Source organism: Neorhizobium sp. S3-V5DH (assembly GCF_004343065.1).
Classification (GTDB): domain Bacteria; phylum Pseudomonadota; class Alphaproteobacteria; order Rhizobiales; family Rhizobiaceae; genus Neorhizobium; species Neorhizobium huautlense.
Genome location: NZ_SMCL01000041.1, coordinates 1 through 12,114, shown reverse-complemented (window position 1 = coordinate 12,114; position 12,114 = coordinate 1). Strand labels below are relative to the sequence as shown.

At 56.2% G+C, this 12,114-nt stretch carries 10 protein-coding genes and 2 pseudogenes; 5 read left to right on the top strand and 7 right to left on the bottom strand.

Annotation, left to right across the window (positions count from 1 at the left end):
* Positions 1-309: 309 nt before the first annotated feature.
* Genes EDE09_RS27735 through EDE09_RS27725 form a run of 3 tightly spaced genes read right to left on the bottom strand, consistent with a single transcriptional unit; the run spans position 310 to position 5,169 of the window.
* Positions 310-1,854 carry an MBL fold metallo-hydrolase gene (locus EDE09_RS27735; RefSeq protein WP_132413582.1) on the bottom strand — a complete coding sequence of 515 codons (1,545 nt, stop codon included), beginning with the start codon at positions 1,852-1,854 and terminating at the stop codon, positions 310-312.
* Positions 1,847-4,006 (bottom strand): hypothetical protein, encoded by a 2,160-nt coding sequence (locus EDE09_RS27730; protein WP_132413580.1) that lies wholly within the window; start codon positions 4,004-4,006, stop codon positions 1,847-1,849. Before EDE09_RS27730 ends, EDE09_RS27735 begins: the two co-directional genes overlap by 8 nt.
* Before the next feature lie 11 nt (positions 4,007-4,017).
* A complete protein-coding gene (locus EDE09_RS27725; protein WP_132413578.1) occupies positions 4,018-5,169 on the bottom strand; it encodes a patatin-like phospholipase family protein in 1,152 nt (383 codons plus the stop codon).
* Positions 5,170-5,229: 60 nt separating this feature from the next.
* On the opposite strand from EDE09_RS27725, the gene EDE09_RS27720 reads away from it, so the two are divergent.
* From EDE09_RS27720 to EDE09_RS27710, 3 genes and pseudogenes are all read left to right on the top strand, one after another.
* Positions 5,230-5,781 (top strand): hypothetical protein, encoded by a 552-nt coding sequence (locus EDE09_RS27720; protein ID WP_245505259.1) that lies wholly within the window; start codon positions 5,230-5,232, stop codon positions 5,779-5,781.
* Positions 5,781-6,164 (top strand): annotated as a pseudogene (locus tag EDE09_RS28990) (helix-turn-helix transcriptional regulator); the annotation flags it as partial. The gene EDE09_RS27720 and the pseudogene EDE09_RS28990, both read left to right, overlap by 1 nt.
* 28 nt (positions 6,165-6,192) lie before the next feature.
* Positions 6,193-7,397, top strand: a pseudogene (locus EDE09_RS27710) (30S ribosomal protein S1); the annotation flags it as partial.
* Between the two features lie 271 nt (positions 7,398-7,668).
* Here EDE09_RS27710 and EDE09_RS27705 read toward each other — a convergent pair.
* Positions 7,669-8,617 (bottom strand): IS630 family transposase gene (locus EDE09_RS27705; protein WP_132413576.1). Its coding sequence is split into 2 segments (ribosomal slippage): positions 7,669-8,280 and positions 8,282-8,617, totalling 948 coding nucleotides; the frame shifts between segments, so codons are not numbered across the junction.
* 93 nt (positions 8,618-8,710) lie between these two features.
* On the bottom strand, positions 8,711-9,256 hold the full coding sequence (locus EDE09_RS28400; RefSeq protein ID WP_165924283.1) for an RHS repeat-associated core domain-containing protein: 546 nt from the start codon (positions 9,254-9,256) through the stop codon (positions 8,711-8,713).
* Positions 9,257-9,637: 381 nt separating this feature from the next.
* On the opposite strand from EDE09_RS28400, the gene EDE09_RS27695 reads away from it, so the two are divergent.
* The gene (locus EDE09_RS27695) at positions 9,638-10,303 is read left to right on the top strand and encodes a transcriptional regulator (protein ID WP_132413574.1); all 666 of its coding nucleotides are present in this window, start codon (positions 9,638-9,640) and stop codon (positions 10,301-10,303) included.
* Positions 10,304-10,431: 128 nt separating this feature from the next.
* Positions 10,432-10,989, top strand: a complete 558-nt coding sequence (locus EDE09_RS27690; RefSeq protein ID WP_132413572.1) for a hypothetical protein — start codon at positions 10,432-10,434, stop codon at positions 10,987-10,989.
* Positions 10,990-11,053: 64 nt separating this feature from the next.
* Here the strand turns inward: EDE09_RS27690 and EDE09_RS27685 are convergent, their stop codons facing one another.
* Both EDE09_RS27685 and EDE09_RS27680 read right to left on the bottom strand, forming a co-directional pair.
* Positions 11,054-11,320, bottom strand: coding sequence for a WGR domain-containing protein (locus EDE09_RS27685; protein WP_132413584.1), 267 nt, complete (start codon positions 11,318-11,320; stop codon positions 11,054-11,056).
* A 140-nt stretch (positions 11,321-11,460) separates the two neighbouring features.
* Positions 11,461-12,114 (bottom strand): HEPN domain-containing protein (locus EDE09_RS27680; protein ID WP_132413570.1); only part of this gene is annotated, 654 nt, incomplete at its 5' end.

Genomic DNA, 12,114 nt, shown 5'->3' with positions numbered 1-12,114 from the left:
CTGTCATCGGCATGGTTGGCCTCCAGAGAGTTTTCTAGCGACCTCACTCTGCCACGGTGTAGGCCGCTACTCACCCCTGATGGGATCTCAAGGCGCTAGTTGGGAAAGCTGGGCCTCGACCGCCGCTTTGTCGAGCAATGGCGAACTCTGACAATCTTGAATAGGTCGGGCCGAAACCGTTATAAAAGGATGGGGCCTGAACGGATGGCGGTCAGGGTACCCACCTAATAGCGGCCTCTTTAATTACCTGGTCGACTATGTCGTCGGGAGCGAACCGACCATTATATCGATCTAGCCGGTCCACCCAAGTCACGGGTCGATTTTCAGATCAAAGTACAAGCTGGTTTGCTTAACGCGTCCCATGAACGCTTCCCATTGCGCATTGTTGGAGCCGGCGACCATCGTTTCAAGCGGCGTGTCCGTTTGAAGGACACGGCCGTCGGCTTTTTCGAGAAGCGCGCTTTTTATCGCCGGTTGTGGATGGTCCCACCCTTTTTGCGTCTCAGCCCATTTCCGGACCGCTGTGATCATCGCCGTGAACTCGCTCTGGTATTTTCCTTTCCCCATCCATCCGAGACTTGGATAGCTTGAATTAGCCGGGCCATTGAGTGTGGCGTTATGGCTGCCATGATGCCCGGTCTTATAGACAACGGCGCGTCCGAGAAGATCTTGCACCGAAACTGATTCCGAGCCGTCTTGGATCGTCGCTTCGGCCCAAGATCGCCAATTGCCAGCTTGCGCGTCAGCAGCGAAAAGGAGGACCTTTCCTCCCTTCGATAGCTCAAATGCAAGCACGAGGCTGGCATTATTGGTGTCGTTGTTCATCGCCAATGCCATCTGAATCGAGGGGTTTGCCCAATCTGAATCGATGCGTCGCCAGGCCGTGTTTGCCAAGATCGGCTCACCGTCTGCCTGCTCCGTCTTGCCGGCGTTCTCGTCACCGTAATTGTCGCGAAAGAACGAACTCTCGAAATTCAACCCCCGGGCTTCCTCCAATGGGATGACGAAACCATTCCAAAACGGCGACTTACCGGTTTTGGCGACAAGCTCCGGGCGTGGCGCTATCGCCGCATCGACGTGTTTGTCACCGAAAATCTCAGATCCAATTGGGTTGAGGTCGTCCAGCTTCTCCTCGTCACATGGTGGCCCCAGCACAAACGCCCGAGCAGTTTTGGCGGCGGGCAGCGGTCGAACAACCTCGTGCGGATACAGAAAAGCCGGCTGTTTGTCGCTGGATCGGTCGACAACGAATTTCATCGCCTGCTTGTTGACGGAGGCTGCTGGATCCTTCCCTCCGCCTGCCGCTGCATTTGTGACTTTACCCTGGAATTCTTCCGGAGGCTCGCCAAGTTCGAATTCAAGGAAAGTGCTCACGGCATCGGCTGATTCCACGGCTCCAAGCGAGCGAAGATTTCGGCTGGCGTCGATCAGCCAAGCGAGTGTGTCATTGTGCTTCCTTCGCAGGCGATTTGCGAGCTCATCTTCGGGATTCTCTGTCCAGCTAAACCAAACCTTTCCGACTTTCAAATCCGGAAAATTTGTCGCCGTGAAGCCGATAATGTGATCTTGGTGCTCATGGGTGATCACAAGAATGTCGATAAATCCCCCGGTGACGCCGGCGATATCAGCCGCGATGTCCCGGACATTGGTAGGAGGCTCCATCAGCTTGGGAGAGCCTGGTTTATAGCCGCAATCTATCAAAACAAAGCAGGGCTTGGCAGGATCCACACCCTCAAAGGCGATAAGGAAGCAGTCGCCATGCCCGATCCGGTACATGCGGATGACGGCCCCGCCGGCGGGTGGAATAAGAGGAACAATGACCGGTTCGTTTTTTGGCTTCGGCTTTTTAGCCATGATCGCTCTCCGCATGGCGGTGGAGGAGAGCGAAAGGTTCAGCGCTATCTCCGAAACCACGATCAATCCCAAAGAAGGCATTCGACGGCGTTATGCCGTGGAGCAGATAGGAGCGCATCCTGTCGAGCTCATCGTCGTCGGCAATGGTGCCTGGTGTGCGAATGATCCGTAGAATTTGGGTTTGTTCGGGATCGATCACCAATGTGCACCCGGCCCGATAAACAAAGTCTCGTTCGGTACTTGAATGAGCGTCGTCTGTCTGATCCATTATCAATTGCTTCTTCGGATCGAAAAAACCGGCCCTTCGTTGGGTGACGACGACGACCATATGCTTTTCTGGCCAACCGAGCGGCCCGCGCCGCAAGACCGTCCTGATGGAATGTATTTCAATGCGCGATCGGAGCGGATTGGTATCCTGTGCAGAGATCGTTTTTGGAAGGCCATCGAGATCGACGATCAGCCCGAGCGCATTGGCCAAATAGGACGTCTTTTCGTCCATTAACCAGCCATGGAACTGGATGGCTTGCTGTTCTGCGTTCTCCCAAATGGTGTAACGCGACAATGCAAGACTGATCGGCTGGAGGGGATTCGCGTTCTGCGCATGTCGCGACTGCGCATATTCGACACTCTCATAGGTCTGGCTCAAGAGGCTCTCCAGGGCGATTTTGCTCGCCTGCTTGGCGTCGTCCAAATTCATATTTTGGATCTGAGCAAATGAGGGAAGCGACATTCGGCTCACGAACCGCTTAGGGTCCGACATAATCTCACGAAGGGCCGATGTTCCGATTTTTGAAAGCCGTTCTGGATCGATATGCGTCTCGCCAGTTTGCAGTTTGCGGCTCTTGATCTGATTGCTGATGCTGACAGTCTCGCGAATAACCTCTTCGTCTGTTGGCCAGAGGAGACTGTCTTCAGCCATTGACCGAACGCCAGGGGGCGATATCCCCCACTCTCGAAAGCTTTCGATGAACGCCAATCGCCAGCTTTGCCTGTCACCTGGATTGATGTCCCGGTCGGCGGTCACAATGGCTCGGAGGTAAGCTCCAAATGTGATGCCAACTGGCGGACAAAAGTCGATTGCCCTGATGCACATCTGCAGCACGCGCTCAGCGCAACGCTCCGCCTCCTCTGCTAATCTGTTGACCAAGTCGGGATGGAGGTCCCCGTCCGGAAGCACGCCAGTTCCGTCGGACGCGATTCGGAAGAGGTCCCTGGTCCGGGCATCGTAGACTTTGTGAAACGCCCCAAACACTGCTGCAACGAGAATAGCCCCACGAGCGTGTGGCTTGGCCTGTGAGCTGAGAAGGGTCGGGTTCGGCGCCTCGGCGTCTTTTCCGAGGTAAATTCGCAGCGCTTTGCCGCGGCCGGAAGCTTGCGCAAATTGCTGCGCCAACTGTCCCAGCAAGCTATCGCGAACGGCAAAATCGCCGCGTGTACGCGCGATTTGGTCTCTTAAGACCCCCGGGTAAGAAAAATGCTGGAAGAGAGCAACTATGTCCGCAAATGCTTCATGGAACGCGAGCACATCAGGGTTGACCGGTTCGTTGAAGCGCGGGTGCACGGCGTCGAGCAGGGCATGCGTCGTCTCATGGGCGATGATGTCGTGCGAGAGGCACGTGAATACAAACGTACCGGGCGCGCTGTTGCTCCGACCCATCAAATCCGGAAAATAGCCAAAAAGAAGTGCCTTTTTTTGTGGGCTGTAATAGGCGTTTTGTTCGCGAAGTGCGTGAGGATAGATCCTCAATCGTGGAACATAGTTTTCGCCTTTGTGATCAGCGTGACGATGAGCGGCCCAAAGTGTTTTGCGTCCCAGTGCGCGCTCGAAATGATCAATCGTCTTTCTCGCAACCGCATAAACCATTTGCTGATGGAAGCGAGGATCCGACTCCGAAGGCGCAAGGCCATCGGTAGCTAGCAGTTCCGGTGCGTTGAGGTCCACCGGCGCGTAGGCCGCGTCGCTGGCAGGGTCGACATCGATGATTTCGAGATATTCGTCGATAGGACCTGGCCGAAGCGTGTCGTCCCACGGAATTTCGATGGTGACGGTGCTCAAGCCAGCGAGCTCGTATTTTGCTGCCAGAGCAGGGTCGAAAGAGAATATCCGCAAACGGCGGGAAATCGGTTTCGAATATGGGATCTCGCGGTTCACGGTTTGGTCTCCTAAAAACCGTGGGGATATGGAAACTGCACGGGGTCTTTGATTTCAAGACCCAGCGTGTCTTTAAGATCGTTCATGTAGTGTCGACGAAGCGCGGTGTCCGAGATCGCGTACCCCCAGTTTATAAGTCCCTCCTGGAGATCGTCGCGAACAGCCTCGAGACGGGTTGGAACGGCCGCAAGCGGGGCTGTATCCCAACCGCCTACACCGAGCGGGTCGGACACTGGCTGATAGTCATGGAAACGAGAGCGGATACTCCAGTAGCAGCCGGTCCGTTGGCCGCTGAGGTAAGCGTCGATTAGGCCCCGCTTGCGCAGACTTCTCACCTGATTATCGACCACATCGAGTATCCTCAGCGAATGTCTTGCCCAATCGTGAGCAGGCGCAACCTCCGGGCTGCTCTTTTGACCGGCGTCGCTGACAAGAACCGTCCGGTACCTCTTGAACACGGTTTCTAAACCAAGGTTATCATAGACCCCACCATCGCTCAGGACAGCCTTTTCCCGGAACTCAGGTGTGGCAAGATCCTCGCCTTTCATCCACAGGGCATCCGCGGAAATTGGCAAAACCAGCGGTGAAAGAACGGGCGGGAACGCGGACGAAGCTGTGGTCGCCAAGGAAAGTCGCACGCCCGGAGCCTTAACAAGCCCGACGCGATAATCTCCCATATACTGCTTGGTGAAGCGCCATAGTGCGGCCGATTGCACATTGGTGGCATTGATCACGAACCGCGGGCCGGCGCCGTCAGCCGGAAAGACATCGGTCGTACTACCGTCGAACAAGACCCTGTCGTAGGCGGCTGCAACACGTTGACTAATTGTACCGGGCAACAGAAGGCCTCCAATAATCGCTCCGGCATCGATGCTTGTCCGACCCATCTCTCTGATTTTATCGATGACAATCGAAAGGTTCGACGCTCGGCCCTCGGCGTCAAACTCGAGCTCCGCCCACCGCATTCCAAGATATGCCGCGGTAATCGAGCCTCCCGACACGCTGGAAACGCGCGAAAGCCTTGGCAACAGCCCAATCTCGTTCAGCCTGATAATGGCGCCGAGGTGAAAGAGCATGGCTCGATAGCCGCCCCCAGACAAGCAGAGTCCTATTCCATCGTCCGGGCCTGCAAGCCCATCATCCGTATCATCGACATCCGCCATGCGCCCCTCCACGCAGTAGACTATCACGCTACATCACAACCTTATGGCGATCAACAGCGCTTGGAGCACCTCGCATGGTTTGGGTGGATTCCAATTAACGAGTTCCTTGCATTTTCGTATTACAACAGTTATGTTGTAAGCATGATTCCACCTCTGACCATCATCGCGGAGTCGCCTTGGGATGTCCTTCCGGCTGGAATCTATCCGGCAACGATGACGGAGGTCGAGCAATCATTCGGCTACAATCACCACCGAAAAGCGCTGTTTCAAGGGCTCCTAGAGGGGTCCGCGGCGCTCGCGAAGGCCGGATGCAAGACGGTCTACCTTGACGGCAGTTTTGTAACAGGCAAGCCGAGGCCTTGCGACTATGATGCATGTTGGGATCCTGCAGGGGTTAGCGGCGACCTGCTCGATCCGGTGTTCTTGGATTTCTCAAATGGGAGATCTTCACAAAAGCAACGCTTTGTTGGCGAGTTCTTTCCATCCAGCATGCGCTCCGGTGCGGCACCTTTTGTCGAGTTCTTCCAAGTGGAAAAACATTCCGGAAAGAAGAAAGGCATCCTTTCGATCTCGATTGCAGCGGATGCTTTAGTGCTTCGGAGGTTAGGCTGATGATTTTCAGCGAACGACAATACTCGGTCTCTCAAGAACAACTGAACCTTCTAAGGTCAGCTGTCGACCTTGTGCGCGCCGATCCGGAAAAGCCTAGCTGGCTCCGTGAACTGGAAAGGAGTGCCCTCGAGAGCCAGATCGGGGACATTGAGCAGGAACTGGACGAATATGCGTCGCTGAAGTCGGGCGATTTCGCACTTAATGAAGCGATTTCGCTTGAGGAGTTGCCGCGAATGCTTATTCGGGCGCGCATAGCGAAAGGTTTATCTCAAACCCAGCTCGCGGCAAAATTGGAGCTTAAACCTCAGCAGATTCAACGCTATGAGGCAAGCAACTACATGGGCGCACGGCTATCGCGGCTCGTGGATGTTGCGGCTGCGCTTGGTGTGCGCGTGTCGATCACCTTCGCCGATTTGGATGGACAGGAAGAGGTGTCCGATCATCAAGAAGATGCGGGTCCGGTTGCAACCCCAAACACGTTTGCGCCAGGAACGCTTCAGGAAGGCCAGGTTGTTGACGGCGTCGTCAAGAACATCACCGATTACGGTGCGTTCGTTGACCTCGGCGGCATCGACGGCCTGCTGCACGTCACCGACATGGCATGGCGCCGCGTCAACCATCCGTCGGAAATCCTGAACATCGGCCAGCAGGTCAAGGTTCAGATCATCCGCATCAACCAGGAAACCCACCGTATCTCGCTCGGCATGAAGCAGCTCGAGTCGGATCCGTGGGATGGCATCTCGGCCAAGTACCCGGTCGGCAAGAAGATTTCCGGCACCGTCACGAACATCACCGACTACGGCGCATTCGTCGAGCTGGAGCCGGGCATCGAAGGCCTGATCCACATTTCCGAAATGTCTTGGACCAAGAAGAACGTACATCCCGGCAAGATCCTGTCCACGAGCCAGGAAGTTGACGTTGTCGTTCTCGAAGTCGATCCGTCCAAGCGCCGTATCTCGCTCGGCCTCAAGCAGACGCTGGAAAACCCGTGGCAGGCATTCGCCTACAGCCATCCGGCCGGCACTGAAGTTGAAGGCGAAGTCAAGAACAAGACCGAATTCGGCCTGTTCATCGGCCTCGAAGGCGATGTCGACGGCATGGTTCACCTCTCCGACCTCGACTGGAACCGTCCGGGCGAGCAGGTTATCGAAGAGTACAACAAGGGCGACGTCGTCAAGGCTGTCGTTCTTGATGTGGACGTCGACAAGGAACGCATCTCGCTCGGCATCAAGCAGCTCGGCCGTGATGCGGTCGGCGAAGCTGCAGCTTCCGGCGAACTACGCAAGAACGCTGTCGTTTCGTGCGAAGTCATCGCCGTCAACGACGGTGGCGTCGAAGTGAAGCTCGTCAACCACGAAGACATCACCTCCTTCATCCGCCGCAACGACTTGGCACGCGATCGCGACGATCAGCGTCCGGAGCGTTTCTCGGTCGGCCAGGTTTTCGACGCCCGCGTCGTCAACTGGTCCAAGAAGGACCGCAAGGTCATGCTGTCGATCAAGGCTCTCGAGATCGCAGAAGAGAAGGAAGCCGTCGCTCAGTTCGGTTCGTCCGATAGCGGCGCTTCGCTTGGCGATATTCTCGGCGCGGCTCTGAAGAACCGCGGCGGCGAATAGGGCTTAGTCAAGAACCGAACTGCGATTCCTCAGCCAAATTCGATGGCGGTCTCGTTGTGGTCGTCCCAGGCGTGCGAGCGCCCATGGCTGCCACTAGCTCCTGCGTCATTTTTATCCAGTGCTCATTGCGCCTGCGTAAGCGGGGAACGATCAGCGGAAGGCAGATGTCCTACCTGCCCGATACGGACAAAGACGGACAGGTTGCAAAGCTTCGCAACAGGTTTGAACCGTAAAATGTAAAAAAGCGGGGACATTGACATGCTAGAGCGTTTCACGTTTTGTTGGAAGCATAACCGGCGTTTTCGAAGTAGTTTCGGCACTCCTGGGGCTGGATTGTTTCGACGAGCGAGCCGATGAAGCGCCAGGTGTCCTCGGTGCTGCGTTTCTGGGCGTGGCGCATCCGGTGTTTGATCTTGGCAAAGGCCTGCTCGATCGGATTGAGATCGGGGGAATAGGGCGGCAGGAACCAGAGCCTGGCACCGGCCGCCCGGATGAGCTGGCGCACGAGCGCCGATTTGTGACTGCCGAGATTGTCCATGACGACGATGTCGCCGGGCCTGAGCACTGGCACGAGCTGCTGCTCGACATAGGCGCTGAAGCATTGGCCGTTTATCGGGCCGTCGAAGACGCAAGGAGCGGTGAGCCGATCGCAGCGCAACGCCCCCAGAAATGTTAGAGTGCGCCAATGCCCATGCGGAGCAAAGCCACGTAGGCGCTTGCCTTTCGGCCCCCAGCCATAGAGCGGGGCCATGTTCGTCTTGATCCAGGTTTCGTCAATAAAGACCAGTCGGGCCGGATCGAGGCGAGCCTGCCACCCTTTCCAGCGGTGACGCTTGCGGGCGATATCGGCACGCGCCTGTTCAAGAGCCAGCAGTGTTTTTTTTGAAGCGCAGTCCTTCACGCCTGAGGAACTGCCACACGGTGTTGTGGGAGACCGCGACCCCGCGCGCCGCCAGTTCATCCTTCAAGCCATGCAGGCTGAGATGCGGCGTCTGGTGAAGCCGCTCGACGATGAAGGCACGGTGCGGCTCCAGGACGCGCTTGCGATAGCCGCCCATCTTACGCGGCGTCACGGAGCCCGTTGCGCGATAGCGCTGAGACCACTTCACCACGGAAGAAACCGCAACGCCGAACCGGGCTGCCACCGATCGGCAGCTCTCGCCTGCAACAACCGCCGCAACAGCGCGCTCCCGCAGATCATCAGAAAGAGGTCGTACCATCCGATGCTGGCCTCCACCCAGCCAGCATCTTGAATCACAAAACCGATCGCGTCGGAATCCCTACAGATTCAAACAAGAGAGGAAATGCTCTAGTTACAACTCAGACACCTGCGTCCGGCGTTTCCCAATCTGGGAAAAGTAATCAGTCAGTCGATCTGTCGGCATCGAAATTAAAGCCCTCCCGCTTTCGGGGTTTTTCTTGGCTTCATCCATTAACATACTATCTACAAGATTTCCTGGATCTTTAAATGACCCTTTTTTGGGGTCGGCCGTCGATACTGCATCTTTTGATGTTGTTGTAGGGGCAACTTTTTCCGCGACATCCTTTGCAGCGTCATTGGATTCCTTTGCCAACCCTTTTTCGGCTCCGCCAAATAAGGCCTTTCCAATAGCCTCAAACGCCTCCCCAACTGCTTTACCAACACTTGCCCAAGAGTGGCCGTTAGGGTCACTTTTATTGATCGGATCGTTCTCGGCATAAGCATACCGATTGGTGCCATCGCCCGGCAACGTCGGCTCCATAGGATCGGGCGAGATGAACCGCGCGTTGGCGGTCGATCCGAGCGATACCGACACCATGCTCCAGATGAGCAGCGTGCTCAGGAAACGGGTCCAAGGAATCCGAGAAAGAAATTTCATGAAAAGCCCCCGCTTTACACCGAAAGGCACAGCCCATTGCTGAGTGATTCACCTTGCCGATTCAACTATGGGCATGGGGACGTCTGGCAGCAGTCAATATTCGAATAGCGGCATCCCGAAGGAATTTCGCAGGGACGCTCAAGGTCGTTTGGCGCACGGTCATTCCGCGCATAGTTTCCGACTATAGGACCATTTTCGAAGCAGCTTAAAAACAACGTCCTAAACGAACCTCGATTCAAAGCGACGTTGTATGCTTGTATCTGCTCGGGTTGACACAATTGCGATGGTGTAGACCGCCAGCACGGGAGCCGCTATTTGCAAAGCTTGTCGCGATGCCGAAGACGTCGCTGAACCACCACCGCAGACACTCAGGCTTCACAATTGAAAAAAGTACAACGCAATTTTGCCGTCGAGTACAAATCCGGCCGGCGAAGACCCGATGCAAAGGCAAACTCGATCTGGGGAAACATCGATCTCAAGTCCGTTGCGCAAGATGTGCTGAAGGAGGCAATGCCAATTCTGCCGGTCGGCTCACCGGATAGCAAAACCGGCGGTGACGGATTTTTACCTCCAGAAGAACCGGCCGGACCATTATTGACAGTGTCGACCGGCCAGCAGACAACTGCATCGGGTTTACAGGAGAGAGACATGGCCGACGAAAATACGATCACTGATGCTGACGCGCCAGTCGCAGCAGCGCCCGATGTAGCGAAGAAACAGCGCAAACCGCGCGCCAAAAAGGCGGCCGCTGAAATGGGAACCGTCGAGGCTGCAACGGAACCGGCTGCTGGTTCAAATGCATCGGCGGGAAAGCAGAGGAGGGGACGCAAGGCCAAGTCTGAGGGCGGTGCGATGAAAGCCAGACGTGTGCCTGTCAAACGTGGTCAGAAGGCTGTGCAATCAGCGACTGCTCCTTCGCCGGCGGCAATTGATGAGATGGCCGATCTACTGCAGCTGGAGGAAGAAAACCGGCGACTTCGCAAGCTGCTGGCTGAGAAACTTCGTGCCGAAAATGCCGATCTGCGGAAGCGGCTCAATCTTAGTTGATTGGCAGAACAGCCAAGCGCTGGCCGCATTCTCATGCTTATCGAGATGAAGGTGTTGGCGGCGGTTTTTTCCGCCGCCAAGGATTGAACGCGCAGCCTGCATGCAGGGTGGAATAAGAGGTCGACAACATGGCGTCTCCCTGGAAGTTCCTGGCTCGGCTGGTGTCGCCGCGACGGCAGCAGGGACAAGAGCACGATGTCGCCGATAAGGTGACGCCGGAACTGTTGGCTATCGTCACGCCGTCTGAAATTTCCGCCGACGAAACTTTGGCCTCCACCGATCAGCCGGCAGGGGAGGAGCTGACACCGCACAGCGAGCCGATTGCGGCGTCAACGGCTGCCCAGCATTCCGCAGGAGTGATCAGCGCTCCGGGCACGCGAGATGTCAAAAGCATCGACGTCGTCGAAGCTGCGGATCCGGTCCGGTCTGATAGCGCCGATACCGCCGACCGCGAGGCTCCAAAAGCCGTGCAGCTTCGCCAAGGCGCAGAGCCAGGTCGTCGCAGACGCAGCAAGAAGATTGACGTGCTTGAAGTCGTTCCGCAGAGCTCGGCGGACGTTCCCACCGTTTCTGACGACACGATAAGCCTCGATGAAGAAATCAGGGTGCTTCGACAGCAGTTGGCGAACAAGCTTCAGCAGCAGAACGCACAGCTCAAGAGGATGCTGGAGCGGTTTGAACGTTGAACGCGGGCAGGGCTGGTCTATCCGTTTGTCCGAGCCCAAACCGTGCAATGGCTTAACCTTGAAGTCAGCAGCTGACGCGTGTGGCTTCAGGCTTTGGTCGATAGCCGCGCGCCCGCTTTGTTTTGATGACCTCGAGAAACAGCCTGACGGCATCCTCTTCTTTAGCAAACGCATGAACCATGGACTGGCCAGAAGCGCCTATTCGACCCCATCGCCTGATCAGGCAGGGTTCTCCAAACAGCGTCTCGGAGATTGCGACGGTATAAAACCGCGCCATGTTTTTCGCGGGATCGGTTTGTTCGACGTAGAGCTGATAGGGCTGAGTGAGCATGGGGAGAAGATCGTCGAACGGAAAGAGAACGTCCAACGACAATTCTGAATCGGTGGATCGCAACCGATTCAAACTCGTGATGTTTGCCGCCGGTCACGAGGCTTCCAAAACCGGGTCAATATGTCGAGTGGCTTTGATGCTTATCCCTCCAGCTTTTCCCTGCAGATCTGCTCGACAAGGTTTTGCAGCACCTGGATCCGTTCGATCAGCCAGCGCAGCTCTTCCTCGGTGATTTCGTAATGCGGCGAGTAGCGGGCATCGACATAAGCCCGATCGAGCCGTTCAAAACAACGGCGGGCGAACTTGGTATCCCGCGGCCATGCCTCGATCAGCCGTGGTTCTATCCGTTCCGCGGATGAGCGCAGTGATTTCAGTCGATGCGATTTCGGGCTGTAGAGGGTCAAAACGAGAAGTAAACAATGGTACATGCCCTCTGTGGCCTGATGGAATAGGAAGACTGCTTGGTTGAGGTATCGCTTTCCAAAAGCGTTTCCGGCTAGGTCCATTAGTGCAGCAACATCTTTGCTCCACTTTTTGAAGTAAAGGCGTGCTTCTTCGTGTTCCGCTTCCACACTGAGCGGCTTCGGCGCCACAAACGGATGGCCGTCCTTCTCATACAGCATGATGCCGTCGCGGATGATGTCGATGAAGAACGGCCGTCCGCGGGCCAGCTGGTCGTTCACATCCTGGAGCGTGTGCACGATGACATTGACCGGCGTCTCGATCGTCTTTGTCACCAATAGCTCGCGTAAGAAATGATCGGACACGTCATGCCAGAGCTCGTTTTCTTCCGC

Bases quoted from the DNA above. Each gene is read 5' to 3' on its own strand.
- EDE09_RS27725 (WP_132413578.1), bottom strand. From the start codon at position 5,169: ATGGCGGATGTCGATGATACGGATGATGGGCTTGCAGGCCCGGACGAT.
- EDE09_RS28400 (WP_165924283.1), bottom strand. From the start codon at position 9,256: ATGAAATTTCTTTCTCGGATTCCTTGGACCCGTTTCCTGAGCACGCTG.
- EDE09_RS27685 (WP_132413584.1), bottom strand. From the start codon at position 11,320: ATGCTCACTCAGCCCTATCAGCTCTACGTCGAACAAACCGATCCCGCG.
- EDE09_RS27690 (WP_132413572.1), top strand. From the start codon at position 10,432: ATGGCGTCTCCCTGGAAGTTCCTGGCTCGGCTGGTGTCGCCGCGACGG.
- EDE09_RS27735 (WP_132413582.1), bottom strand. From the start codon at position 1,854: ATGGCTAAAAAGCCGAAGCCAAAAAACGAACCGGTCATTGTTCCTCTT.